Origin of the sequence: Roseibium sp. (assembly GCF_051016195.1) — a bacterium.
Lineage (GTDB): Bacteria > Pseudomonadota > Alphaproteobacteria > Rhizobiales > Stappiaceae > Roseibium.
Map to the genome: position 1 here is coordinate 1,172,266 of NZ_CP134616.1, position 24,087 is coordinate 1,196,352.

At 59.5% G+C, this 24,087-nt stretch carries 25 protein-coding genes; 10 read left to right on the forward strand and 15 right to left on the reverse strand.

The window, feature by feature from the left end:
• The first annotated feature begins 265 nt into the window (after nucleotides 1-265).
• Nucleotides 266-685 carry an acyl-CoA thioesterase gene (locus RDA78_RS05335; RefSeq protein WP_434054317.1) on the forward strand — a complete coding sequence of 140 codons (420 nt, stop codon included), beginning with the start codon at nucleotides 266-268 and terminating at the stop codon, nucleotides 683-685.
• A gap of 12 nt (nucleotides 686-697) precedes the next feature.
• Here RDA78_RS05335 and RDA78_RS05340 read toward each other — a convergent pair whose 3' ends face one another.
• The 3 genes from RDA78_RS05340 to RDA78_RS05350 are packed head-to-tail and all read right to left on the reverse strand — an operon-like array spanning nucleotide 698 to nucleotide 3,457.
• The gene (locus RDA78_RS05340) at nucleotides 698-1,171 is read right to left on the reverse strand and encodes an aromatic-ring-hydroxylating dioxygenase subunit beta (protein ID WP_434054318.1); all 474 of its coding nucleotides are present in this window, start codon (nucleotides 1,169-1,171) and stop codon (nucleotides 698-700) included.
• Nucleotides 1,171-2,481: an aromatic ring-hydroxylating dioxygenase subunit alpha gene (locus tag RDA78_RS05345; RefSeq protein WP_434054319.1), complete on the reverse strand. Its 1,311-nt coding sequence runs from the start codon at nucleotides 2,479-2,481 to the stop codon at nucleotides 1,171-1,173. Before RDA78_RS05345 ends, RDA78_RS05340 begins: the two co-directional genes overlap by 1 nt.
• A 43-nt stretch (nucleotides 2,482-2,524) precedes the next feature.
• Entirely contained in the window at nucleotides 2,525-3,457 is a 933-nt protein-coding gene (locus RDA78_RS05350; protein WP_434054320.1) for a PDR/VanB family oxidoreductase, read from the reverse strand.
• A 325-nt stretch (nucleotides 3,458-3,782) separates the two neighbouring features.
• Here RDA78_RS05350 and RDA78_RS05355 point away from each other — a divergent pair, with 325 nt between their 5' ends.
• The gene (locus RDA78_RS05355; RefSeq protein ID WP_434054321.1) at nucleotides 3,783-4,241 is read left to right on the forward strand and encodes a MarR family winged helix-turn-helix transcriptional regulator; all 459 of its coding nucleotides are present in this window, start codon (nucleotides 3,783-3,785) and stop codon (nucleotides 4,239-4,241) included.
• Nucleotides 4,242-4,426: 185 nt separating this feature from the next.
• Here RDA78_RS05355 and RDA78_RS05360 read toward each other — a convergent pair whose 3' ends face one another.
• Nucleotides 4,427-5,374: a LysR family transcriptional regulator gene (locus tag RDA78_RS05360; protein ID WP_434054322.1), complete on the reverse strand. Its 948-nt coding sequence runs from the start codon at nucleotides 5,372-5,374 to the stop codon at nucleotides 4,427-4,429.
• 112 nt (nucleotides 5,375-5,486) lie between these two features.
• On the opposite strand from RDA78_RS05360, the gene RDA78_RS05365 reads away from it, so the two are divergent.
• The 5 genes from RDA78_RS05365 (at nucleotide 5,487) to RDA78_RS05385 (ending at nucleotide 10,966) form a co-directional block, all read left to right on the forward strand.
• Nucleotides 5,487-6,530: a D-cysteine desulfhydrase gene (locus RDA78_RS05365; protein ID WP_434054323.1), complete on the forward strand. Its 1,044-nt coding sequence runs from the start codon at nucleotides 5,487-5,489 to the stop codon at nucleotides 6,528-6,530.
• A gap of 62 nt (nucleotides 6,531-6,592) precedes the next feature.
• Nucleotides 6,593-7,558: a glycine betaine ABC transporter substrate-binding protein gene (locus tag RDA78_RS05370; protein WP_434054324.1), complete on the forward strand. Its 966-nt coding sequence runs from the start codon at nucleotides 6,593-6,595 to the stop codon at nucleotides 7,556-7,558.
• Between the two features lie 95 nt (nucleotides 7,559-7,653).
• On the forward strand, nucleotides 7,654-8,709 hold the full coding sequence (locus RDA78_RS05375) for a quaternary amine ABC transporter ATP-binding protein (RefSeq protein WP_434054325.1): 1,056 nt from the start codon (nucleotides 7,654-7,656) through the stop codon (nucleotides 8,707-8,709).
• Entirely contained in the window at nucleotides 8,706-10,247 is a 1,542-nt protein-coding gene (locus tag RDA78_RS05380; RefSeq protein ID WP_434054326.1) for an ABC transporter permease, read from the forward strand. The genes RDA78_RS05375 and RDA78_RS05380 overlap by 4 nt, the downstream gene beginning before the upstream one ends.
• Complete coding sequence (locus RDA78_RS05385) at nucleotides 10,244-10,966, forward strand: alpha/beta fold hydrolase (RefSeq protein ID WP_434054327.1); 723 nt, start codon at nucleotides 10,244-10,246, stop codon at nucleotides 10,964-10,966. Before RDA78_RS05380 ends, RDA78_RS05385 begins: the two co-directional genes overlap by 4 nt.
• A gap of 51 nt (nucleotides 10,967-11,017) precedes the next feature.
• Here the strand turns inward: RDA78_RS05385 and RDA78_RS05390 are convergent, their stop codons facing one another.
• A complete protein-coding gene (locus tag RDA78_RS05390) occupies nucleotides 11,018-11,698 on the reverse strand; it encodes a hypothetical protein (protein WP_434054328.1) in 681 nt (226 codons plus the stop codon).
• 625 nt (nucleotides 11,699-12,323) lie between these two features.
• Between RDA78_RS05390 and RDA78_RS05395 the strand changes: the two genes are divergently transcribed.
• Nucleotides 12,324-12,782: an N-acetyltransferase family protein gene (locus tag RDA78_RS05395; RefSeq protein WP_434054329.1), complete on the forward strand. Its 459-nt coding sequence runs from the start codon at nucleotides 12,324-12,326 to the stop codon at nucleotides 12,780-12,782.
• A gap of 44 nt (nucleotides 12,783-12,826) precedes the next feature.
• On the opposite strand, the gene RDA78_RS05400 is transcribed toward RDA78_RS05395, so the two are convergent.
• Both RDA78_RS05400 and RDA78_RS05405 read right to left on the reverse strand, forming a co-directional pair.
• A complete protein-coding gene (locus RDA78_RS05400) occupies nucleotides 12,827-13,423 on the reverse strand; it encodes a GNAT family N-acetyltransferase (RefSeq protein ID WP_434054330.1) in 597 nt (198 codons plus the stop codon).
• A gap of 44 nt (nucleotides 13,424-13,467) precedes the next feature.
• Nucleotides 13,468-14,412, reverse strand: a complete 945-nt coding sequence (locus tag RDA78_RS05405) for a homocysteine S-methyltransferase family protein (protein WP_434054331.1) — start codon at nucleotides 14,410-14,412, stop codon at nucleotides 13,468-13,470.
• Nucleotides 14,413-14,596: 184 nt separating this feature from the next.
• Here RDA78_RS05405 and RDA78_RS05410 point away from each other — a divergent pair, with 184 nt between their 5' ends.
• The gene (locus RDA78_RS05410) at nucleotides 14,597-15,208 is read left to right on the forward strand and encodes a TetR/AcrR family transcriptional regulator (RefSeq protein WP_434054332.1); all 612 of its coding nucleotides are present in this window, start codon (nucleotides 14,597-14,599) and stop codon (nucleotides 15,206-15,208) included.
• A gap of 12 nt (nucleotides 15,209-15,220) precedes the next feature.
• On the opposite strand, the gene RDA78_RS05415 is transcribed toward RDA78_RS05410, so the two are convergent.
• The 8 genes from RDA78_RS05415 to RDA78_RS05450 form a co-directional block, all read right to left on the reverse strand.
• A complete protein-coding gene (locus tag RDA78_RS05415; RefSeq protein ID WP_434054333.1) occupies nucleotides 15,221-15,919 on the reverse strand; it encodes a hypothetical protein in 699 nt (232 codons plus the stop codon).
• A 145-nt stretch (nucleotides 15,920-16,064) separates the two neighbouring features.
• Nucleotides 16,065-17,015 carry a branched-chain amino acid ABC transporter permease gene (locus tag RDA78_RS05420; RefSeq protein ID WP_434054334.1) on the reverse strand — a complete coding sequence of 317 codons (951 nt, stop codon included), beginning with the start codon at nucleotides 17,013-17,015 and terminating at the stop codon, nucleotides 16,065-16,067.
• A gap of 265 nt (nucleotides 17,016-17,280) precedes the next feature.
• Complete coding sequence (locus RDA78_RS05425) at nucleotides 17,281-18,171, reverse strand: branched-chain amino acid ABC transporter permease (protein WP_434054335.1); 891 nt, start codon at nucleotides 18,169-18,171, stop codon at nucleotides 17,281-17,283.
• Entirely contained in the window at nucleotides 18,168-18,887 is a 720-nt protein-coding gene (locus RDA78_RS05430; protein WP_434054336.1) for an ABC transporter ATP-binding protein, read from the reverse strand. Before RDA78_RS05430 ends, RDA78_RS05425 begins: the two co-directional genes overlap by 4 nt.
• On the reverse strand, nucleotides 18,884-19,657 hold the full coding sequence (locus tag RDA78_RS05435) for an ABC transporter ATP-binding protein (protein WP_434054337.1): 774 nt from the start codon (nucleotides 19,655-19,657) through the stop codon (nucleotides 18,884-18,886). The genes RDA78_RS05430 and RDA78_RS05435 overlap by 4 nt, the downstream gene beginning before the upstream one ends.
• A gap of 12 nt (nucleotides 19,658-19,669) precedes the next feature.
• Nucleotides 19,670-20,869, reverse strand: coding sequence for an ABC transporter substrate-binding protein (locus RDA78_RS05440; protein ID WP_434054338.1), 1,200 nt, complete (start codon nucleotides 20,867-20,869; stop codon nucleotides 19,670-19,672).
• Nucleotides 20,870-20,915: 46 nt separating this feature from the next.
• Nucleotides 20,916-22,010: a cupin domain-containing protein gene (locus RDA78_RS05445; protein ID WP_434054339.1), complete on the reverse strand. Its 1,095-nt coding sequence runs from the start codon at nucleotides 22,008-22,010 to the stop codon at nucleotides 20,916-20,918.
• A complete protein-coding gene (locus RDA78_RS05450) occupies nucleotides 22,010-22,753 on the reverse strand; it encodes a GntR family transcriptional regulator (protein ID WP_434054340.1) in 744 nt (247 codons plus the stop codon). Before RDA78_RS05450 ends, RDA78_RS05445 begins: the two co-directional genes overlap by 1 nt.
• A 194-nt stretch (nucleotides 22,754-22,947) precedes the next feature.
• Here RDA78_RS05450 and RDA78_RS05455 point away from each other — a divergent pair, with 194 nt between their 5' ends.
• Nucleotides 22,948-24,084 (forward strand): aminotransferase class V-fold PLP-dependent enzyme, encoded by a 1,137-nt coding sequence (locus RDA78_RS05455; protein WP_434054341.1) that lies wholly within the window; start codon nucleotides 22,948-22,950, stop codon nucleotides 24,082-24,084.
• Nucleotides 24,085-24,087 lie beyond the last annotated feature (3 nt).

A 24,087-nucleotide genomic window follows, 5' to 3' on the forward strand; every position in this document is an offset into this window, starting at 1 on the left:
CTCCCGGTTATTCCAGTAAGCGCATGACAAGACACTCTTTTTCCAGTGCTTCGCCGGTTACAACCCTGTCCGGCCGGACATGAAACTCCCGGTGCCTGTCCGGGTTGCGTACCGACATGTATTATTGACCGACCGGACGATAAATGCAAACACAAATGTTGTATCCGGCAAAATCCCATGCACCCGGGAACCGTTCCGTTGTATAGGTGGCCCACAGACAAGGGTACGGGTTCATGGTTGAGGCTGTGACCCAGGGAGGAACGCATTGGAAATACCGTTCAAAACCAAACGCATGCTCAATTTCGGCGACTGCGACATTTCCGGAACCGCCTATTTTCCGTCCTATCTGAACATCCTCAACGGTGTGAATGAGGAGTTCTGGCTGGAACTGGGCTATCCGTGGCACAAGATCATCTGGGAAGAGCGGTGGGGCACGCCGACGGTCCATATATCCAGCGACTTCTCCAGCCCGTCGTTCTTCGGTGAAGAGCTTGAGTTCGAAGTCACGGTGCAGCGCGTCGGGCGCTCATCGGTCACCATTCATCATGAAATCAGCTGCAAGGGTCAGAAACGCTGGTCAAGCACGCAGGTGCTCGCAGCCAGCAACCTGGACGAACATACTTCGATCCCCTGGCCGGATGACGTGAAAGCGGCACTGCTCGCCTGCATCCCGGACACTGAGTGAGATCTCGTCGCCTCAAGGCAAGAGCTGAATGTTTCCGAAGGCGGCATCACTGTTCAGGATGTCGACCCGCTTGTTCGCGATCCTGATCGCGCCGTCCACGACCGCCAGTTCGTGCACGGCGGTCAGGGCAAGCAGGAACTGCTCGTCCAGCCGTGTCTCGACATAATGCATCGAAGTGTTCGTGACGACGCGATCCTCGCTCATCTCGTCGATGAAGGGGCGCTGGATGACGTGGTGGCAACGGCTCTTTGGTTTCTGACTGAAGGTTCTGGCGCCGTTCAGCCGCTCGACCCGCAGCCGCAGCATGAACATGTCCTCGTAAAGCAATGACGTCACCAGGTGCGGATCGGTCTGCTTGTAGTCGAGCGGCATCCAGTAGTGGCCGTCTTCAAGCCATAACGCCAGCCATTCGTCGTAGCGGCCTTCGTCGAGCATCCGCGCCTCGTCATAGAGGAAGTCGATGACCTGTTCTTTAGAAACCGGCATCACACGTCCTCCATCGAGACTGTCATGAACTTCACCCAGGCATCGAACTGATTGCGCATCTGACGCTCGGTCGTGCCGTTCTCGACGGCCTCTTCGGAAAAATCCTCGTCCTCCGTCCTCAGCCTCTGGACGTTGACCCACTCCATGCCGTTCGTCATCAGGCCTTCCTGCGCCCGTTCGTACATTTCCAGGTCGTCATGCCCGACAATGGAGGTCGGGGCGTTGATCATGCGGTTATACATGGCCGTTCGCGCCAGCAGCTGATCCGGCGCGCCGACGAGCCGGTAGATGTAGCTCTCCACGAGGGTCTTGTCCGGCCCGAGCGGAATGAAGTTCCTGAGCTGCTGGATCGGCCCCTTGATCATGATGTTCGGAAAATAGACCGTGTTGTGCCGGTTCTCATCCAGGATCGCCTTGGCGCGCTCCTCGCCATGGGCCTCGCAAAGGGCTTCAAAATAGCCGGGTATCGCGGAGTAGTCGGAGTGAATGGAATGATGGACGCCGGTATGGCCGTGTCCGTTCGGCCAGGTGCGGATGCCCATCTTTTCGAAGAACTCGTAGGGCGACATGAACGGAGCAATGATCTCCATTGCCGGCGGACGCGGCTCCGGGTTGCCCATCTCCTTCCAGATGTTGACCGCAGTTCCGGCAGAACTTTCGTGGGCGACCATCGGGTGGCAGGTGTCGGTCTGGTTCTCGACGAGCATCTTCCAATTGCACTTGTGCATGTACCGCAAGGGCGGTCCGGCGATCTCAAGACGCCCTTCCGGAGACCGGTCGACCATGTTGTCGATCGAGCTCAGACTTCCTCCGAAATAGTCTTCAAATCCGATTCCCTCAGGCGCCAGCCGCGCGAATACGAAGCCGCGATAGTTGCGAACAGCCCCGACCGGGGTCATGCCTCTCGCGCTTTCGCTGTGCTCGAAACCCGTGTCCTCGTAGCCTTTCTTCAGGGGGATCGCGAGAAGGCAGCCGTTGGTCTTGAAAGACCAGGCGTGATAGGGGCACCGGAAGAACTTCCCCGTATTGCCTTCCCGGTCGATGGCGATCTTGGTGCCCTTGTGCGGACACCGGTTGTAGAGCACGTAAATCTCGCCGTCGGAATGGCGGACCTGAATGACAGGCTGGTCGCCGACCTGCGTGGTGAAATAGTCGCCCTTCTTCGGCGTCTGGCTTTCGTGGCCGACAAACACCCAGGTATTCGCGAAAAGATGTGTCATCTCCAGCCGGTAAATCTCGGGGCTGGTATAGACGTCCCTGTGCACCTGCGGTCCGGTGAAAAGGGCGGTTATCTCGCTGGCTGTCCGCATTCTGGCTCCTCCTCCGGTCTGCGACCCTGAACGTGAATGGCCACTACAGATCCAGCACAAGGCGGGCGGACTTTGCCCGGCTGACACAGATCTGCATGACCTTGCCGGATGCCTTTTCGGCATCGGACAGGACGACGTCGCGGTGATCGGGATCGCCACTGATCACGTCCGTCTGGCAGATACCGCAATCGCCACGCTGGCAATCATACATGACGTCAAGACCGACTTCCTCGAGTGCCTCGATGATCGTCTGGCCCGGACCGACGGTCACAACCTGTCCGGTTTCGTGAACCTCCACCTCGAACGACGTGTCACCGGCTTGCGGTTCCGGCGAGGTGAAAAGCTCAACGTGAACCGAGCCCTCCGGGATCCCGGCAACCGATGCCGCGCTGCGCGCCGCGTCGATCATGCCTTTCGGTCCGCAGATGTAAACATCGGTCCCGCCGGGTTGGGCCCGCAGCAGCGCGGTGAGGTCGATCGGTTCCGCATCGTCGAAATAGAACATGACCGTCTCGCCGAACGCGGTCTTCAAGCTTTCCGCGAAGCCCATCCTGGAAGCGGTGCGGGCCGAATAGTGCAGTTCGAAAGGCTGGCCCTGGCGTTGAAGTCGCGTTGCCATGGATATCAACGGCGTAATGCCGATGCCGCCTGCGAGCAAAAGCGAGAAACCGGGATTATCGGCAAGCGGGAAGTCATTCTTCGGGCTGCTTGCGGACACTTCCTGTCCAACGGCCAGTTCGTGCATGGCTTTCGAACCGCCTTGTCCGTTTTCCTCGCGCTGCACGGCAACGTCCAGGGTCGCGGACGATTGCGGCCAGTCAATCAGGGAATAGGAACGGATGCCGGCCGGTCCGAGATCGACATCAACATGTGCGCCGGGTTCGTAGCCGGGCAATGCTGATCCGTCCGTTGCCGCGAATCTGAATACGGAGATCCGATCCGTTTCCTCATCCACGCTTTGAAGAACAAGTTTCACTGGTCGCTCCTCCCGTGAATAAATATGAAATTTCATATAATTCGAGTCAAGCCTCTTTTTTTCCGAAATGTTCCGGGCTAAACGACAGATAGAGGCTCTCCGAGGCTTCTACGATTGAAGACAACCGCGGCACCAACCTGCGAACCTCATCTTGAGGTGCGCAGCGTAGCGAAGCCTCGAAAGATGGGACGCGATTCGATACGCTTGCCGCACATCCTTCGAGACGGACCGATTGGTCCTCCTCAGGATGAGGCAGGTTCTCAGGTCGTCTTCTTTCAAAGAGCTTCCGGGTTAGAGGGGCAATCGCTCACGTCGGGGACAATCATTGACACAGGCACCGGGAAAATTCGTTTCTTCTTATCTGCTGTATCTTCTGGCAGCCTCGAGCGAGGCGGCCAGCCTTCAGTTTCATGCGCGCGTGCGCGAGATGGGTCTGCGCGTTCCGGAGTGGCGTGTCCTTGCCTGCCTGTTCGACCAGGACGGACTGATGATCACCCAACTGGCGCGCTTTTCGCTCATGGAGCAGTCGCGCATGACGCGCATCGTCGATCAGATGGAAAAGCGCGGTCTGGTCGCCAGAAAAAGCGACGAGGGAGACGGACGGCGCGTGCGCGTGTATCTGACGGCCGACGGCCAGTCGTTGAGCGCGGAGCTTGTCGAAGAAGCACAGGACCACGAAACAAGACTTCTGTCGGCACTCAGTCCCGCAGATGCGGAGCGGATCAAACCGTCTCTGGTCCGCCTTCTGGAAGCCCTGGATTCATCGCTGATTTCAAACGAATGAGCATGGCCCGCCTCTAACCGGGCTAGTGCGGTGAATTTGAAGTTCGCATCATTGCTTCAGCAGTCTCCGAAGCGAACTTCAAATTCGTAAACCGCACTCGAAACATAGACTTGCTAGTCACCTTCTTGAATCTGAAGTTCGTTCGAAGACCGCTGCAAAATGAGTCGAACTTCAGATTCAGGTGACTAGGTGACGGCAAGACCCCGGAACTGTGTCTTCTCGAGAAAGGACCATATGGCCCGGGTAACACGATTCGAATGCGGTTTGTGCCGGAACAGTCTGATCTCAAGCGGCACCTCCCAATCCGGCGGACCCGTCTGCACAAGAATGCCCGCCTTCACGTCGGGCGCGACAAGGCTCTTTGGCAGCCAGGCCACACCCATGCCGTCTCGCGCGCGGATGCGAAGTGCCCCGGCCATGGAATTCTCGTAGACGATCCGGAGCCGGTCACCCAGACCCGTGTGCTTGAACAATGGCTCAAGGTGACGCGCAATGGGCGCGTCTTCACCGAACCTCAGGAACGGCATTTCGATGCCGTCCGTGCTGAAACTGAACAGGGGCGTGCCATCCGACTGCGGTTTGGAAACGGGAACCAGGCTGTCAACACCGATGGTAAGCGCATTGGCGCCTGCCATGCCGCCGCCTGATCTTTCGACGGCCTGGCCGTTGTAACGAACCTCCCGGCTTTCGTAGGCAATGACGAAATCGACATCTCCATTCTTGAGATCCCGCATGCAATTGGGAAGATCGTCAGCCCGCAATCGCGACAGGATGGGGCCAAAACTCTCTTCGAAGTCCTGCAGCCAAGCGGGATAGAAACGCCAGCCAATCGAATGCTGCGCACCGAAGGTCACGACATACTTGTCGGGCAGTGATTGTGCTTCGAGGATCTGGCTGCGCTCCTGCTCGATCCTGTCCAGCGCCTGCTGCCCGGCCTCCAGCATCTGCAGACCGGCAGCCGTGAGACGAACCGGTTGCCGCGACCGGTCGACAAGCGTCACGCCGCTCCAGCCTTCCAGGGACCGTATCCGCCGGCTAAAGGCGGACTGGCTCAGATTGCTCAGATCCGCAGCCTGAGAAAAGTTGCCCGTCCTGTGCAACCGGGAAAGATCCCGGAACAGATAGATATCCATGAGGTCGCAAGATATTGCAAATTTTGCATAATGTCATGCAAACATACTATTGGATTTGCGTCCGAACTTGCCTCAATTTTGAGCTTGAGGAAAATCTAAGCAGAGCCATAACATGTCCGTCGAAAAACTACAGCCGAACGCAACAGCGCGGATCGAATTCAACCGGTTCCCGAGAGTGGATTTGTGTCATCAGCCCACACCCATTGAAGACATGCCGCGCCTCGGCGCGCTTCTGGGCGGACCGAAACTCTATATCAAGCGCGATGACTGCACGGGACTTGCGACCGGCGGCAACAAGACACGCAAGCTTGAATTCCTGATGGGCGAAGCGATGCGCGAGGGCGCAGACATGATCGTCACCCAGGGCGCGGTCCAGTCGAACCATGTGCGCCAGTCCGCTGCGGCGGCCTGCAAGCTGGGAATGAAATGTCACGTTCTGCTTGAAAGACGCGTTCCCGACAGGGACGAAAGCTACGAGAAGACCGGCAATGTCTTCCTCGACAAGCTCTTCGGAGCGACCTTCGAGTTCCGGCCAAACGGGCTCGACATGAATGCTGAAGCGCTGGCGGTCGCGGAGGGCCTCCGAAGCGCCGGGCACAAGCCCTATTTCATTCCCGGAGGTGGGTCGAATGCTACCGGTGCGCTCGGATATGCGAACTGTGCACAGGAGATCGTCGACCAGGCGGTCCACAGCGGCCTCCACTTTCAGTGGATGGTCATGGGAACGGGCAGCTCCGGCACACAGGCCGGGCTCGTCGCGGGTTTCCACATTCTGGGTTATGATCTGCCCGTGATGGGGATCAGTGTGCGCCAGCCGAAGGAACGGCAGACCGGTGCCGTTCTTGCCACGACCCAAAAAACGCTGGCGCACCTCGGAGGATCCGAAATCGGAGCGGGCAAGATCCTGGTCGATGACGGTTATGTCGGCGAGGGCTACGGCATCCCGGCGCCTTCCACGCTCGAAGCAATCCGGTTGACGGCGCGTCAGGAAGGCATTCTTCTTGATCCTGTCTATTCGGCAAAGGGCATGGCCGGCCTGATCGGTCTTGTCCGCAGCGGTTTTTTCAAACCGGAGGACAATGTCCTTTTTTTGCATACGGGGGGATCGACGTCCCTGTTTGCCTATGAAGATCAGATTTCCGAGGACCTGGCGTAAGCGAAACCAACCAACCAAACCAAAAAACAGGTCATCGGCACCATCCACCAGAGGAGTGAATCATGAAATCAAGTCTTAAATGTCTTACCGTCGCGACCGCGATGAGCGTCTTTGCAGTCCCCGCATTTGCAGCCGAGGAAGTGAAGATCGGCGTTCCGTCCTGGACGGGCGCACAGGCAATCGCCCACTTGCTGGCCGCTGTTGTCGAAATGCGCATCGGCGGCAAGGCGGAAATGGTTCCGGGCAACAATGCCACGATTTTTCAGGCCATGGACCAGGGCAAGGGCGACATTGACGTCCATCCCGACGTGTGGCTGCCGAACCAGGAAAGCTTCACCAAGAAATATGTCGACGGCGCCGGCACGGTGACCCTGTCGTCCAACCCCTATGAAGGCAACCAGGGCTTCTGCGTCTCCAAGGACTTCGGCGAAGCCAACAACATCACCGACATCGCCGATCTCGGCCGTCCGGATGTTGCCGAGAAGATGGACAGCGACGGCAACGGCAAGGGTGAGATGTGGATCGGTGCACCGGGATGGGCGTCGGCCAATGTCAACGAGGTCAAGGTGCGCGACTACGGCCTGATGGACTTCATCGAGCCGATCCGCGCAGAGGAAAGCGTCAAGACCGCACGTGTCAAGGACAGTATCGCGAAGGGCGAGGGTTACGCCTTTTACTGCTACAAGCCGCACGCAGTCTGGTACATGTTCGACGTCGAGATGCTGACCGAGCCGACGTATGACCCCGCGAAATACGTCATGGTCCAGCCGTCCGACGATGCCGACTGGTTCGAAAAGTCCAATGTCGAAACGAAGGATGCGCTGAAGAAGGTCCAGATCGCATGGTCCAATTCCCTTGCGGATCGTTCCCCGGCCATTGCCGAGTTCTTTTCCAAGTTCTCGCTGACCGCCGATGACGTCAGCGGTTTCGCCTTCGAGATCAGCGGAAACGGCAAGGACCCGGCAGACGTGGCACGTGAGTGGGTTGAAGCGAACCCCGATCGCGTCGACGCCTGGCTCGGGCTCTGATCTTCAGTTTTTGAAAACAAGGTGGTGCCGGTCGGACCGGCACCGCGCAGCCGTGACCGATCCATCTTTTTCAATCCTGCGGGGCGCTGTGATCCATGAGTGATGAGACCGTCATCGAGATCTCCAATGTCTGGAAAATCTTCGGTACAGACCCGAAGGCCGCGCTCGACGCGATACTCCAGAAGGGGCTGACCAAGGCGGAGGTTCTGGCGCAGTACAATGCCGTCGTCGGTGTTGCCGATGTCAGTCTTCACGTCAATCGCGGTGAGATCTTCTGTATCATGGGCCTTTCCGGCAGCGGCAAGTCCACGCTGGTCCGCCATTTCAACCGTCTTTTGGAACCGACTTCAGGCAAGATCCTGATCGAGGGGACGGATGTCATGGCGCTCGGCACCAAGGACCTGCAGACCTTCAGGAACCGCAAGATCGGCATGGTGTTTCAGAATTTCGCGCTCATGCCGCACCGTTCCGTCCTGGACAATGTCGCAATGCCGCTGGAAATCCGCGAGGTTTCCAAGAACGAGCGCATGCGCCAGGCAGCCGCCTTCCTGGAGATTGTCGAGCTGGGCGCCTGGGGGTCAAAATACGCGCATGAACTGTCCGGCGGCATGCAGCAGCGCGTCGGGCTGGCCCGCGCCCTGGCAGCCAATCCGGATGTCCTGCTCATGGACGAACCGTTCAGCGCTCTCGACCCGCTGATCCGGCGTCAGTTGCAGGACGAATTCATCCGGCTCAGCCAGATCCTCAAGAAGACAACCGTCTTCATTACGCATGACCTCGACGAAGCGGTGCGCATTGGCGACCGCATCGCAATCATGCGGGACGGACGGGTCGTTCAGATCGGCACTGCCGAAGACATCGTGATGCATCCGGCCGATGACTATGTCGCCGATTTCGTTGCCGGGATCTCGCGGTTGAAGGTCGTCCGGGCGCATGCGGTGATGCAACCACTCGCAGCCTATACCGGCGCAAACGGCCCGATCCCGGAGAACGCTCCGCGCGTCGGCGAAAGCGAAACGCTCAGCACGCTCATCAACATGGCGATCGACACGGGTGATGCGATCATCGTCGAGGACAACGGCGCCGACGTTGGCGTGATCACACGGGAAAACATCCTGAGAACCGTTATTGAGGGGACAGAGGTATCATGATGGACCAGATCAACACGCCCCTGACCGACAACGACGCCGAAGCGGCCCGGATCTATACCGAGGAACGCCGCAAGAACATCGCCGAGTTCGTGCGCACGAACCCGGAGTACTATATCGAGAATTTCGACCGGATCGGCGCAAGTTCCCGCTTTACCGCAACCTTCAACATGATGGCCGGACTGTTCGGACCGATCTGGTTCGGCGCACGGGGCCTTTGGTCCTGGGCCCTGCCGTTCCTGATCATCGAAACGCTGGCAATCGTCCAGATAGCGCGCGGCCTCTTCGGCGATCTTGCAGCGGAAGCCAGGGAGCGGATCGAGTCGATCGAGGGAACACTCGAACTGCGCCGCGAACAACTTGCCGCCGCCGTCGAAAGCGGATCCGACAAGGCAGACGTCTATCGGCGAACGGTGGAGTCGCTCGAAGCAAGCATTGGCGGGATCCGGGCGGAAGCCGACGCCCTTGCAGACCAGGGCATCTGGATCGCGCTGGCCGGCGTCGCGCTGCTCGTGATCGCCAAGACCGTTCAGGCCGTCTCCGCGAACTGGGCGCTGGAAAAACGGTTCTCCGAATGGCTCTCCGACAATTCCATCCGCTCGGGCATGCCGGTCTCGCAGATCACGTTCAGCGCGGTTTTCATGGCGGTCATCGTGCTCGCCTCGGTGCTGCACTACAGTTTCCCCGGACGGTTCTCGCTGCTTGATGCCTTCCCGACCAATCCGGAGTTCCGGATCGTCAGTATCGAGGGCGTGGAAGCGTTTTTCGCCTTCTGCGTTGCCAACGGGGAAGCCCTGTTCGATGCGATCACCTATTGCATCCGGTTGCTTCTGGATGCGCTTGAACTGGTCTTCGTCAGCACGCCCTGGATCGTGGTCGCCAGCCTGATCATCCTGCTGACATGGCTGACGGCAGGTATCCGAACCGCGATCTGGTCAGGCGCTTTCCTGGCCTATATGGGCCTGCTCGGTTTCTGGGACAAAGCCATGACAACGCTGGCGCTGCTCGGTACTGCGGCGTGCCTATCGATCGTGATCGGCATCCCGCTCGGCATGTTCGCGGCGCGCCGTCCCCGGTTCTACGCCTTCATCCAGCCGATCATGGATTTCATGCAGACCATGCCGGCCTTCGTGTTCATGATCCCGGTCATCGCCTTTTTCGGCACCGGCAAACCGGCCGCGGTCGTCACGACCATGATCTTCGGCGGAACTCCGGTCGTCCGGCTGACGGTGCTCGGCCTGCGCGGGGTTCCGGAAAGCGTTCGAGAGGCCGCGATCGCATTCGGCGCCAACAAGTGGTACCTGCTGACGCGGGTCGACCTGCCCCTTGCCAGTCCGTCGATCCGTGCCGGCATCAACCAGACGATCATGCTGTCCCTGGCAATGGTGGTTGTGGCGTCCCTGATCGGCGCCAAGGGCCTGGGCGAGGACGTTCTCGAAGCCCTGCAATACGCCAATGTCGGACAGGGAATCCTGGCAGGCTTCTCGATCCTCTTCTGTGCCATGATCCTCGACCGGATCGTGCAAGGTGCCCGTAAATGATCCCACTTGTGCTCGTTCACGGGTTCATGGGGGGCAGCGACCAGTGGCGCCTGCAGGCGCCACTTTCAAACGACGGGCAAATTGTCGAAATCGATCTGCCCGGCTTCGGGGAAAACGCTGACCTGCCACCACTCAATTCCATCGGGGGATTTGCGGACTGGGTGCTGCAATATCTCGCAAGCCTCGGGATCGAGCGCTTTCACCTGCTCGGACATTCAATGGGTGGCATGATCGTTCAGGAAATGATGCGGCGGAGCCCTCAATCCATCGACCGGTTCATCCTCTATGGCACTGGCCCGGTCGGGGTGCTCCCGGGTCGTTTCGAGACGATCGAGACGTCCATGCGGCGTGCCGGGGAAGACGGGGCGGCGGCGACCGCACGCCGCATTTCCGCGACATGGTTCATGCAGGGCGAGAGTGCCGAAACCTATCCCGACTGTGCCGCCATCGCCGAGAAGAGCAGCCTGGCCGCGATCATGGCCGGGCTGGAGGCCATGCGGGACTGGTCCGGTGAAGATGCCCTTTCCGCAATCAGCGCCCCGACGCTTGTGATCTGGGGCGATGGCGACCGCACCTACGCATGGCCGCAGGCGGAGGTTCTCTGGAAGACGATACCCGGTTGCAGACTTGCCGTGGTGCCGGGTTGCGCGCATGCAGTCCATCTGGAAGAACCCGAACTGTTCAACCGCATCGTCCGCAAATTTCTTCGCGAAATGTGAGGACCGGCGCCTTGCAAATGCAGGTCGCCGGAGTCTAACAGGAAAAACGGCTCAGAACCTGTAACTGCTTTCCAGCAAAAGACCGTAGCGCTGATAGTTCTGTTCCAGAACGGCTTTCGACCCGTCAGAGACCCACCGTCGATCGAAATTCGACTGCAGCCACCAGTAGCGGCCGCCGATCCCGATGTTCCAGTTCCGGGCCAGATCGAAATTCAACATGACATCGGTTTCAACCCCGTGGGTCCAGTCGCTTTCCCAGGTCTCGACCCGATTGTAGCTCCAGGGCACAGCGGCGACATCGACCACCCAGCCGAAGCGTTCACCGATGTCGCCTTCCGCCGTCAGACCCACGCGAAGGGCATGCCATTGACGGGTCTGTTCTGCAACAAGGCGGCCGTCAACCGCATCGATGCTGTCGTTGAGATACTGATAGCCGACATAACCCTTCAGACGTATCTGGTTGTTGATGAATTCGCCAAATCGCACGCCGCCGTCAACCACCACATATCCCAGCGCGCTGGATTCCAGATCGCCGCTCGGAAAGATGTAGAAATCGCCCTCACCGCCAAAGTTCCGGCCCAGTCCCAGATAGGCCCTCATGAACATGTTGGTGGTCGTGTCTTCAAGCTCACCGAATATCTCCGCGGTGTGCGACGTGACATCATCCACGGTGTTCCAGTTCAGATCGCCCGTGTCGATCTCAGAGTTGTTCTGGCTGTACCAGTACCGCAAGCCGATGCTCCCCCTCAGAACGGGTGTTTGAAACTCTGTCGGCACCGGTGAACTGTAATCAGCAGCGCGACCGCTACACGTTAACAAAAGCATGCAGAATATTGCTGAAAACGCCCTGACCATGGCCCCGCCCCGAGTGGTAAAATTGCACCAAATTCGCGTAATAGGTGTAGTCAGTCATTGCAATTTATGGTTAACAGCGAGTGAAGATCTGCATCAAATGATTGTTCTTCACAACATCTCACTTTGGCACAAAGGGAAGCCGGCCAGGACGACGTAACGTCAATTTTTCAGAGACTTACGCAAGATGCGGTCAGGAGCAGACTGTTGCCCGGCGCATGGAGGGGAGCGCGTTCAAACCTGTTTGCGATGCAAACGGGCTGGTGCTACCTTTGAGTGCGCTTGCCGCGGTGGCAGGCGACGGAGACTTTATGTTCACGAATGCGCATATCAGCTGATCTCAGCGTCTGAGACAGCATGACCGGACCGGCGGAACCCGTGTTGGTATCGCCTCGTTTTGTGCTGCCGGATTTCCCGCACCAGACCCCATTGCGCGGGCGGCCGGCATAGACCCTGGCCAGGCTTTCAAGCACCTTGGCCAGAGCATCGTGAAAGACCAATCAACATGAACATCAGATCATCCGTCTCGAATGACATTCCGGCCCTGCAACAGATCGCCGACAGCACAGGGCTGTTTCCGTCTGAGCTGCTGCCGGAAATGATGGAACCCCACCTTTCCGGAAGAAAACGAAACTGCGTGTGGCTGACATGCGAAGTGGACGACCAAGCCATCGGTTTCTGCTACGCCATCGAGGAGACGTTTGCGGACGGAACCTGGAACATGCTGGCGCTCGCTGTTCTGCCAGAGCAGCAAGGAAACGGCGCAGGCCGTACCCTTGTTGCATCGCTTGAAAAACTGTTGCGCAGCCAAAACAACAGAGTGCTCTTCGTGGACACGTCCGGGGCTGAAAGTTTCGCCGGCACTCGGAGCTTTTACGAAAGGTGTGGTTACACGGAAGAAGCGCGCATCCGGGACTTCTGGGCGCCGGGGGACGACAAGGTCGTGTTCTGGAAGGCACTTTGAAGACCGGCCAGAGGCGCGACCGGGACGGTCGCGCCTCTTGGCAGTCAAGTCAGGTCCTTGATCAGCAACAGAACATCACCTGTGTAGTAGGGCTGGCACGGATGCGATCGCACCGGCGCTTTTTCGTGCAGCTTGTAGCCGAGACGCTGGTAGAGGCGCACCGCCCCGGTGTTCTGGGCATAGACCTGAATGCTCATGGCCAATGTGCCGTTTTCGCGCGCCAGGCGTTCCGCCGCAGCAAGCAGGGAACTTCCCAGCCCCAGCCCCCGGTTTCCCGGGAACGTTGCCAGGGCGTTGATGTACCAGGTTCCGACCGAGTGCCTTTCAAGCTCCACGAACGGCGCAATCGGCGCGGGCAGTGCTTCGGGATCGTTTTCCGGAGCGGTCTCGATCGGATAGCTGAGCACCATGCCGGTAACTTCGGCCTGCCGTTCCGACACAAGCGCATTCGTGTAGGAAAACCCGCCAGACGGCCTTCGCGCACGCTCGGTGCCAACGTCGAGTGGTGTCTGGCCGTTTTCGCACGCCCTGCTCCAAAGCCAGCTCGGAATGCCTTCGCCGGCAATGTCGATCAATCTGGCAAGAGACGTTGCGTCCTCGACGCTTGCTTGCCGGATCAGGGGACTGGACTGAAAATTCATTTGTCTTCTCTCTTTGTTCAAAATTGATTGGCCTGACCGGGCTTTCAGGCGGCCGGCCGGCAACGTTCATTAATGGCAATACAGCCGACATGCCTGTGATCCGTGCCACAGCACCCGCCAACAACGCGGACATTCGGCAGGAAACGCATCAGTTCGGCATTCAATCGGCCGAGTTCGCCCGGATCGCCGTCGTCGAGCGTTTCCGCTTCGTCCAGTTCCGCATGGCTCATGCGCGAGGCGTTTGACCGGATGCCGCCGATGCGCGACGTCCAGGCCCCTCCCGATTCCAGGACATCCCGGAAATGATCGGGATGGGCACAGTTGATCATGTAGTATAACGGGCCGCTGTTCGTCGCTTCGTCGACCTCCCCGATCGCGTCCGCGAGGGACTGGCCGGACGGCAGCCGGCCATCGGTCTCAAGCGTGAACGCAATCACGATCGGGATGTCGATTTCCGCCGCCGCGCGCACCATGCCCACGGCTTCGCCGGCATGGGTCAGCGTCATGGCGCTGATCATGTCGACACCCGCGCGGCCCAGCGCGTGAATTTGCGGCGCATGGATCAGGAAGGCATCCTGATAGGACAGCATTTCATCCGGTGCATAGGCATCGCCGGACGGCCCGACGAGCCCGTTGACCAGGATCGGCAACGCATCGGTTTCGTGGCGCTCGCGGATCTGCGATACGAAATGCACGGCCCGTTCATTGGTCTGCAAGACCTCACTGACAGACTGGCCGAGCGGTCCTGCCCATGCGACACCGGCACGCCAAGTCGGCGCGTCCAGGACGAAGCCGCGACCGGACTGGCGGGCAATGTCCAGAAATCGCTCGTAATACTCGGTCAGGTCCTGCTGTCCTTCCTCGCTGCTGAGCAGTACCGCTGCGGAAAAGCATGGCAGGTTGTAGCCCTTGTCAAAGATCAGATAGGTCTCCAGTCCGCCGTCGGACAGAAAGAACCGTTCGGCATGAATAAAGTCATGTATTCGCATGACACTTTTCTCCTGTTTCAATGCCAAGAGACGTATGCGCCGCGGCGTCCGACCGGTAGTGGTCGCATGGTCCGGTTGCGGAGATTCATTTTCCGCTTTATTTTCAATATGTAATGAAAGGTTTCCTCCGAAAGATGATTGACGGAGGGGCGTCAACTGGACTCACGGTACAGTGGGGGAAGCATTGACCAGCAAAACCGACACGCGCAGCAGGATCCTCGACATCGCGGAAGCCGCCGTTCTGGAAAAAGGTTTCGAAGCAACATCCATCGAAGAAATCGTTGCCGGTGCCGAGATATCGCGCGGCGGCTTCTTTTATCACTTCAAGGACAAGAACGCGCTCGCCCGGGCCATGCTCGAACGGTACATCGAGGTCGAGAACGCGCTCTATGACGACCTCTTCGCCCGCGCGCGGGAACTCAATGACGACCCACTGCACTCAATGCTCATCGGCCTGAAACTGCTGGCGGAAATGCTGGAAGAAATGCCAACAGGGCATCCGGGATGCGTGATCGCCTCGACCGCCTATCAGGACCGGCTGTTCGACGAAGGGGTCCGGGAACTGAACCGGCAGGCCATTCTTGGCTGGCGCAAGCGGTTTCGCGGCATGTTCGAGGAGATCGCAGAGATTTACGAACCGCGCGAAGAGGTCAATCTTGACGCGCTCGGTGACATGGTGTCAGGAGTGGTCGAAGGCGGTCTCGTGTTGCAGCGCGCGCTGCGCGAGCACAACAACGCGTCCGAGCAGATCATGCTGTTCCGAACCTATCTGAAACTGCTGTTCAGCCCGAAATAGCGCCCGCGATGCTCAGAACTCGATCGTGATCGGCACATGATCGCTCAGGCCGTTTCCAACCCAGTCATCAAATGTTCCAACCGAGAAGTCCCTGATCTCTTCCAGCCAGGCATCGGGCGCGAAGACGAAGTCAATATGATAGGTCGGGCCGTCGATCTTCCGGTCACGCCAGTAGTGCGTCGGCGTCCTTTCTTCGCCCTGCGGTTCCCCGGTCACTGCGTGGTAGGCACTGCCGATCCCCATCCCCTCGAGAATATCTACCTTGGCCATGTGATTGATGCGCCAGCCCGGCTTGTCCCAGATCTTGTTGCTGTTCCAGTCTCCGCCAATCACGGTCGGACCCGACTTCATGAAGTCCCGGTATTTCGAAAACGCCCTGCGCAGCGGTCCGCTCTGATGTTTGCGTGTCACGCCCGCGCTGGCATTCTGAGCCCAGACCGCAATCAGATTGAAGGCGCGGGGGCCATCCACCCTGACCGGCAGGACGAAACGCAGCGTTGGATAGAATGGCTCGAAGCGCGTGACCTCATAGCCATTGAAGGCAAAAACACCCAGGCCCTTGTTGGGATTGGTCCCCATCCAGAGCGCCGAACAGCCGGACAAGGCCGTGTCGCCACGCTTGGCCAGAATCTCCGGATGAGCGCATTCCGATATCACGGCAATATCCGGACGTTCGGACAAAAGGGCATCCGCCTTGCGGTGGAGCGCCATGTTGCAGTTCCAGAAGACCAGGCGCACGTCACCAATACCGCATCAAAAGCGGCATCTCAGCTGATCCGAAGCAGACAGCCGGTGTTGCCCGTTGTTGCGGTGCCCCGTTTTCCAAACGCTGTTTCCTCCGCCTAGGGTACCTACCCTAGTCCTTCCTGAACCTGACCGGTGGCGATTTTTCCGGCAGGAGCCCTGCCCGGAACCGTTGCAGCACGACCTGCAGCAACAGGCCGACAAGAAGCATACGGATGAAGGAACTCCGTGTCGCCCATTCCGGCGGCAGGCGGTTGGTGAAGATCTCGGTGACGGACCAGATCGTCCAGATGGTCAAGGCGCCGAGGATCGCACCCCGGTTGTTGCCGGAGCCGCCCGCCATCAGCATCACCCAGACCAGGAATGTGGTGAGCAGCGGGTCGGTCGCGGTCGGTGACAGGAAGCGGAAATAATGCGCAGACAAACCGCCCGCAATGCCCATGACCGCACAGCCTATGACGAAGGTCTGAACGCGGAATTTTTCGACATTCTTGCCGGCGGCCGACGCGGAGGTTTCATTGTCGCGAATGGCGCGCAGGCTCCGCCCCCACGGACTGTCGTAGAGACGCGACGTTGCGACATAGACAAGCAGGACGATGACCCAGACGAACCCGAGGAAGGCAACGTCCGACATCCGGCCGGTGGTGATATCGGCAAAGGGGCGCGGAATGCGCGACACGCCGAGGCTGCCGTTGGTCAGCCAGCTTTCATTGACGAAAACCAGCCGCAGGATCTCCGCAATTCCGATCGAGGCCATGGCCAGGTAGTCGCTTTTGAGGCGCACGCAGATCCGGGCAACCGCCCAGCCGGTGACGCCCGCGACAATTGCGGCTCCGACAAGGCCGATCGGGACGGGCATCGAAAAGCCACCGAGGTGCCTTCCGGACGCCGCCGTTGTCAGGATCGCGGATGTATAGGCTCCAACACCGTAAAAACCGGCGATCCCGGCATTGAACAGCCCGCCCATGCCCCATTGCACGTTGAGCGCAAGGCACAGCAGCGCGTAGATGCCGCCGAGGATCAGGAGACTCACGATGTAGAAAAAGAGGCCGGTGAGTTCCATTAGGTCAAACCCTCACAAAACAGGTCGCAATGGCGCAGTAAACGGCGATGAGATGCAAGGAAAAGCGCGAAAAACGGGCTTCCCGCCCGGTTGAGCGCTTTGACGCAGCAGATCGAAGCCGTTTCTGCGTCCCTCCGGGATAAGGTGGATTTGCTCGGACACTTTGTTGCGACGCTTTGAAAACCGGACGGTTTCCGACAGCTTCGCGCCGCGTCTCCGAACAAATTCATCCATACCATTTCGGCCTGCTTTGTGAGGGTATGACCTATAGCAACCTCCCCTTGAAGAGCCCTTGCGGCCGGAAGATAAGAAGCCCGATCATGATCACGAAGGCGATTGCCGTTTTGTAGGAGGGTGAGATCAGCGCATCATCGCCGATCCAGTGATAGGAGGAGAGCTCCTCCGCCATGCCGATGATGAAGCCGCCCGCCATCGCGCCCATCGGTTTGCCGATGCCGCCCAGAATGGCGGCGGCGAACATGGGCAGCAGCAGGTTCCAGCCGAGATTGGGATGGGCGCTGGTGTTGAGCGCGGCGAACGCACCCGCGACGGCGGCGAGTGCCGCACCGATAATCCAGGTCCAACGGACGACCTTCGCCGTGTCGAGACCAGAGACTTCCGCAAGTTCGGGATCGTCGGCAACGGCGCGCATGGACCGGCCGGTCCTTGTGGCCGTCAGGAAATAGTGCAGCAGCACTGCGATGATGGCTGTCGTGACGATCGCCTGCAGATGCAGGACGGACACACGAAACGTATCAAATAGGACCAATGGCGGACGCACGCCCGCAACCAGCACCTGGTTCTCCGACCCCCAGATGAGCTGGATCAGCGAGCGGAAGACGAGCGCGATCCCGAACGAGGAAATCACCGTGTAGATGGTCGGCAAGTCCCTGAGAGGCCGGTAGAAAAACCGGTCGACGAAAAGCGCCGAAAAGATTGTCAGCGCCATTCCGAAGGGGATGAGGAGCAGGGGATTGACCGGCATGAGCGCAGTGGCCGCCATGATGCCGTAAGCACCAAGGGTCATCAGGTCGCCATGAGCGAAATGGGCAAAGCGAAGGATGCCGAAGATCATGGAGATGCCAACGGCACCGAGCGCATAGATGCTGCCGATGGTGAGTGCCGGAAACAGGTAGAAATTGATAAACTCGCTCATGCGGCCGTACCTCCGAGAAAGAGGCGGCGCACGTCCTCGTCGGCCAGGAGGTCCTGGCCCGTGCCGCTCAGATGATTGCGGCCATTCACCAGGATATGGCCGTGATCGGCAATCTGTAGCGCCTGGCGCGCGTTCTGCTCTACCATCAGCACCGTGATCCCGGTTTTGCGGATATCGAGTAGCAGATCGAAAATACGTTCAAGATAGGCTGGCGAGAGACCGGCGGTCGGTTCGTCCAGAAGCACCAGCTTCGGTTCGCTCATCAGCGCGCGACCCATGGCGACCATTTGCCTTTGCCCGCCGGACAACTCGCCTGCAGGCTGTTTCAGCTTGTCTTTCAGATCGGGAAAGAGCGCGAGCACCTTTTCGCGGGTCGCCTTCTGGTCTGCGGGCGGCGCGGCATAGGTGCCGACGTCGAGGTTTTCATCGACTGTCATGGAGGCAAAGACATTCTTGTTCTGAGGCACTGCCGAGACGCCGAGAGGTACGAGCGCCGACGTCTTGCACCCGGCCAGTTCGCGCGCTCCAAGGCGGATCGACCCGGCCGAAACGGTGGTGAGCGCGAAGATCGATTTCAGCAGCGTCGACTTGCCGGCTCCGTTGGGGCCGAGCACCACAGCAATCTCACCCGCTTCCACGGTGAGCGAGATATCCTCGATGATCGGCGGGCCGCCATAGCCTGCCGACAGCCCGGACACGGCAAGCTGTTCGGTCATAGCTGGGCCTCGTATTTGCCGCCGCCGAAATAGGCTTCAATCACACGCTCATCCCGCTTCACCTCATCGACAGTTCCTTCCGTCAAAAGAGATCCCTGCGCCATCACAAGCACGTGGTCGCAAAGCCTGGAGACGTAATCTAGATCATGTTCGATCAGACAGAATGTCAGGCCGCGCTCCGCGTTCAGCATCAGGATCTTGTCGGCCAGTTTTCCCAGAAGGGTCCGGTTGATACCGGCTCCGATCTCGTCCAGCAGAATGATCTTGGGATCGCGCATCAGGGCGCGGCCGAGTTCGACCAGCTTCTTCTGGCCGCCGGAAAGGTTGCCGGCTTTCTCGTCGATGACATGCTCCAGTTCAAGGAGGCGAACGGTTTCGCGCGCGGTCTCGTATATCGCGCGTTCCTCGGCGGAATAGCGTCCCCGCCGGAAGATCACGTTCAGCACGTTTTCACCTCGAGGCGCTGAAGCGGACGCCATGAGGTTTTCCAGCACAGAGAGCTGCGCGAATTCGTGCGGAATCTGAAACGTACGCGCCAGCCCCGCGTCGGCCCTCTGATAAGGCTTCAGCGCGGTGACGTCCCTGCCATCAAAGAAAACACGGCCCGAACTCGGCCTGATCGCCCCCGCGATAACATTGAATGCCGTCGTCTTGCCCGCACCGTTCGGCCCGATCAGACCTGTGATGCGGCCTGCGCCGATTTCGAAGCTTGCATGGTCAACAGCCCGCAAACCGCCGAAATCGACGCAGATCTCGTCCAGCCGGATCACGTCTGCCGCGGCTTATTCGACGATTGCAATCTGTTTGTAACCGTCGCCATCGACAACGAACTTGCCGATGAACCCGCCGACGTCGCCGTTCTCGTCGAACTCGGCAGAGCCGCTGGCGCCGTCATAGTCGATGTCCTTGCCTTCCTTGATCAGGGCAACGGCTTTCGCCCATTCGCCAGGCCCGACCTTCTCGCCCGGAGCCATGGCGACTTCGCGCAGGGCTTCCGCCATCTTGGCACGGTCCGTGGACCCGGCCTTTTCAACCGCGAGCAGCGCCAGGAAGGTCGCGTCATAGGTCTGGTCGACAAAGGCCTTGTCAGCGCCTTCGCCATACTCTGCGTTAAAGGCATCGTGCAGGGTTTTCTGGGCCGGATTTTCCGCAGGCGATGTCGGCGAGGAGAAGAAGGACGTCTTGAGCGCATCCGCGCCGACATTCTGGATCAGAAGTTCATCCCGCAGCCCGTCGGTGCCGACAAACTTGTCGAAGAGACCGCCCTCGATCGACTGACGTACGATCTTGCCACCGCTGTCACCCGCATAGGCGATGACGACAAGCGCATCCGCATCACCCTTGGCAAGGCTTGCCAGTTCAGAGCGGTAGGAGTCCTTTTTCTCCTCGTGCTTGTTTTCAGCCACTATCTCGCCGCCGGCGGCCTTGTAGGCGTCCATAAAGGTCTGACCGATGCCGACGCCATAGTCGTTGTTCACATAAGTGACAGCGACCTTGTTGAGGCCTTCGTCGAGAACCATTTTGGCCAGGATTTCACCCTGGTAGTTGTCCGACGGCACGATCCGGAAGACGAGGCCGTCATCCTGCAGATCCGTCATGGCCGGCGAGGTCGCCGTCGGCGAGATCTGTGCGACACCAGCAGGAATGATCGCCGCCTCGGCAGCTGCAATCGTGGTGCCGGACATCAAGGATCCCATCACGATCGGCACGTTCTCGATATTGACAAGTTTCTGGGCGGCATCGACAGCGCCTTGCGCGGTGCCGGTGGTGTCGCCATAGACGGCGACGACTTCATCGCCGAGCAGACCACCCTGATCGTTGACATGCTTGACGGCGAGATTGGCCGCGTTCTGCAGCGGCGGAATGAAGTTCGCGATCGGTCCGGTAATATCCATCAGAATGCCGATCTTGGTCTCGGCATAGGCCAGCGAACTGGTGCCCAGCATCAACGCGGCGGCTGCGAGTGTCGTCAGTTTTTTCATGCTACTTCCCCTCATCGCTTTTTCATTGTGTCCGATACGCCCGTCCCTACCTCCCGGGCGATTCCAGAACTTCGGTTTTGAACCGTCCCGGCAGGCTGACTTCAAGCAGTTCCAGGTCGGTCGTCGCGCCCGTGTATCGCGTCGCCATTTGAGGCGGGATCACGAACGCGTCTCCGGCGGACAGGCGGTAAGGGTCTTTTCCTTCGCCCTCGAGTGTCATTTCACCTGCCAGCACAAAGTTGAACAGAATATCGCAATCGTGCCGCGTCCAGGGAGAAGCCTCCCCGGTCGCACGTGCAACAATAACAGATGCCACCCCCTTGGTGTTGTCCGAGATGGTGGTGTCGCGAGCCTCGAAACCCGGTATCCGGAACGGGCTGAAAACCGCGTCCTTCGCCAGATTGTGCACGAATTTCTGACCCTGCCATTCCCGGTCCGGGCGTTCGGTGTCCGTCGGCAGCGTCATTTCATGGTCAATCTCGGTGACATGTTCCGCAGGGACGCCGATTTCGACGACCTCGATACCATCGGCGGCGTGCATAACCCGATGCCGGATTTCGGGCGGCTGAATGAAGCAATCGCCCGCAGTCAGGCGGCGTATGCCGCCCTGGTCCTCGTACAGAACATCAACCCAGCCCCGTACGCAAAAGATCAGCTGAAACCCGACCTTGTGGAAATGGACCATGTCAGGCACCGGGCCGTCGGGCACACGGATGTGCGACGCGATCATCGCACCACCCAGGCGGGTCGGCACCAAGTCCCGGTACTCCATGCCGGCACGGCCGATCACCCAGGGGGCCTGATCGGCAAGACGACGCACGACGAAGGCGTGTTCCGTCTGCGGCAGAACCAGGGGCGGGTTCAGTTCATCGATCTCAATCCGCGTGCCGTTGGGCGCGACGAGAATCCGTTCACCGCCTGCGAATTCTTCAGGGTTTTCTGTGAGAATGCGCAGAGTACCGGGGCCTTCCGGTGCTCCCTTTTCAATTCTCAGCCGCATTCCGTGCCCGGAGAAGACCGCGATTTCCGGATTGTCCGCAGGATAAATCATGTCCAGACGCATCTTAAGCGTCCTTGTAAAGAACGGCAGATCCTTGGCAAGATCATCGGTGGGCAATCGCATTTCAGCACGCGTTTCCATCATCGCGGTCCCGTCAGCGTGGCATCTGTCCGGCCACCAGAGGTGGCCCGTGTCTTGGATTCTTCGGTCTTTTCCGACGCCTCATGCGCGGCGAGATAGGCGCTTTCCCCGTCGAAGACGAAGCGCAGTATGCGGTCAGCAGCCGCAACGGCATCCCGGCGGCGAAAGGCCGCCAGAAGACCCGTGTTGCCGTCGACGATGACCGGATGGTTCGCGGGATCGGCAAACGTCATCATGCGCACGGCCTGAACCTGGGTCATGTAGCGCTGCACTGCCTTGCGCAGCGACACGTTCGGAACGGCGTTGATCCAGCCGTTCCGGAAAATCTCACAGGACCGGAACAGCACTTTCCGGTCCCCATCTGTCATCGCGTGACGCGCATTCCGCAGTAATGACTCAAGATGAGTGAACGCGTCTTCGGAAAGGTTCTGCGCCGCCAGCGCCGCCGCGCGCGGTTCGAGCAGCCGCCGGAGGTCGAAGATTTCGAGGATCTCCCGGTGGTCAATTCGCGGCAGCACAAAGCCCTTGGTGGTCTGCTCCAGATATCCCTCGTGCGCAAGCCGCATCAGCGCGTCTCGCGCCGGCATGCGCGACACGCCGAATTCGGTCGCAATCGCGGTGTCCACAAGCCGTTCCTGCGGGTCGACTTCACCGTTCTGGATACGGGCCATGAGAACATCATGAATCTGGACACTTGTGCCAGGCGGGGCGTTTGAGGCAGAGGAGGATTTCAGGACTGCCATGCTCCCCCTCCCGTTTCCGAGCCAAAAATCGTATACAGAATGCGCGGCATACTGCTCCCAGCCTTGTTTCAAGCTGTTTGAATTGGCGAATTTCAAGTCTTTTAAGCTTGAACTAACCTCAAAACTGTATACGAATAATCGACGTTCGGTCAATACGGACGCGCGTTCCAAGAAGCAGTTTTCGGGAGACAGGCATGACAGAGCGGAAGGCGGGTTACTTCCTGTACCACTCCATTGGCCAGTATCCCGGAAAAGAGGCGGATCTCAGCGATGCGATGGTGGAACTCGCATCCGTTTGGAGCGCGCCTGATGACCAGCAATGGCCCTACATGCTGGGCAAGCGCGCGGAATTCATCGACTTGTGGTGCCAGCTGATCGGCGCATCTGACGGATCGGTGACCACCTGCGAGAATGTCACGCAGGGCGTTCACATGCTGACCACCTCGCTGCCTGCCGATCTCCTGCGTGGCCGGAAGGTTCTCGTGGCGGCAGATTGCTTTCCTTCGAACCACTTTCTGCTTTCGCGGCTGCAGGAACGGTTCGGTTTCGAGCTGAAAACCGTCCACCCCAGACAGGGCGCGCACTGGGTCGCGGACGAGGACATGATCGCGGAGTGGGACGGTGATGTCGCCCTTGCCCTGATCACCTGGGTCAGCTCGACCACCTCGCACAAGGTCGACCTTGAGGCGCTGGTTTCGCACGGCCGCGCCATGGGCAGCCTCATCGGCGTGGATATCACGCAGGCCTCCGGCCTCCTGCCCTTTTCCGTTCTCGATCCCGAGATCGATTTCGCCGTGTCAACGAGCCTGAAATGGATGTGCGGCGCGCCCGGAGCAGGCATGCTCTATGTCCGGCCGGACCTGATCTCGGACTGCCGGCCCGAGTTGCGCGGCTGGTTCAGCCAGGACAACCCGTTCAACTGGGACATCGGCGCCTTCGTTTACGCACCCGATATCCGCCGGTTCGACAATGGCACACCCGCGATCCTGCCCGCAGCCGCAACCGTACCGGCCCTGAAATGGCACGCGGCAACGGACCGCGTATCGCTTCTGCACCACAACAGGTTGCTGTGCGATATCCTGATCGAAGGTCTGGATGATCTCGGCGTGGGCCTGCTGTCACCCCGCAACCGGGCAGAGCGCGGCGGCAGCCTGATGCTGGATCTTGCAACCGCCGAAGCGGCTTCAAAGACACTCGCCGACCTGAACCGGGCCGGCTATTCGGCCGACACGCGCGGCGCCTCGCTGCGCCTTTCTCCCGGTGTACAGACGACGGAAGATGCCACACGCGCGCTTCTTGAGGTACTCGCAGGGTCACACACCCGCACCTGAATT

Coding starts and splice junctions, on each gene's coding strand:
- RDA78_RS05340 (WP_434054318.1), bottom strand. CDS start 1,171: ATGCCGGTTTCTAAAGAACAGGTCATCGACTTCCTCTATGACGAGGCG.
- RDA78_RS05345 (WP_434054319.1), bottom strand. CDS start 2,481: ATGCGGACAGCCAGCGAGATAACCGCCCTTTTCACCGGACCGCAGGTG.
- RDA78_RS05360 (WP_434054322.1), bottom strand. CDS start 5,374: ATGGATATCTATCTGTTCCGGGATCTTTCCCGGTTGCACAGGACGGGC.
- RDA78_RS05365 (WP_434054323.1), top strand. CDS start 5,487: ATGTCCGTCGAAAAACTACAGCCGAACGCAACAGCGCGGATCGAATTC.
- RDA78_RS05370 (WP_434054324.1), top strand. CDS start 6,593: ATGAAATCAAGTCTTAAATGTCTTACCGTCGCGACCGCGATGAGCGTC.
- RDA78_RS05375 (WP_434054325.1), top strand. CDS start 7,654: ATGAGTGATGAGACCGTCATCGAGATCTCCAATGTCTGGAAAATCTTC.
- RDA78_RS05380 (WP_434054326.1), top strand. CDS start 8,706: ATGATGGACCAGATCAACACGCCCCTGACCGACAACGACGCCGAAGCG.
- RDA78_RS05385 (WP_434054327.1), top strand. CDS start 10,244: ATGATCCCACTTGTGCTCGTTCACGGGTTCATGGGGGGCAGCGACCAG.
- RDA78_RS05395 (WP_434054329.1), top strand. CDS start 12,324: ATGAACATCAGATCATCCGTCTCGAATGACATTCCGGCCCTGCAACAG.
- RDA78_RS05400 (WP_434054330.1), bottom strand. CDS start 13,423: ATGAATTTTCAGTCCAGTCCCCTGATCCGGCAAGCAAGCGTCGAGGAC.
- RDA78_RS05405 (WP_434054331.1), bottom strand. CDS start 14,412: ATGCGAATACATGACTTTATTCATGCCGAACGGTTCTTTCTGTCCGAC.
- RDA78_RS05415 (WP_434054333.1), bottom strand. CDS start 15,919: ATGGCGCTCCACCGCAAGGCGGATGCCCTTTTGTCCGAACGTCCGGAT.
- RDA78_RS05420 (WP_434054334.1), bottom strand. CDS start 17,015: ATGGAACTCACCGGCCTCTTTTTCTACATCGTGAGTCTCCTGATCCTC.
- RDA78_RS05425 (WP_434054335.1), bottom strand. CDS start 18,171: ATGAGCGAGTTTATCAATTTCTACCTGTTTCCGGCACTCACCATCGGC.
- RDA78_RS05430 (WP_434054336.1), bottom strand. CDS start 18,887: ATGACCGAACAGCTTGCCGTGTCCGGGCTGTCGGCAGGCTATGGCGGC.
- RDA78_RS05440 (WP_434054338.1), bottom strand. CDS start 20,869: ATGAAAAAACTGACGACACTCGCAGCCGCCGCGTTGATGCTGGGCACC.
- RDA78_RS05445 (WP_434054339.1), bottom strand. CDS start 22,010: ATGGAAACGCGTGCTGAAATGCGATTGCCCACCGATGATCTTGCCAAG.
- RDA78_RS05450 (WP_434054340.1), bottom strand. CDS start 22,753: ATGGCAGTCCTGAAATCCTCCTCTGCCTCAAACGCCCCGCCTGGCACA.
- RDA78_RS05455 (WP_434054341.1), top strand. CDS start 22,948: ATGACAGAGCGGAAGGCGGGTTACTTCCTGTACCACTCCATTGGCCAG.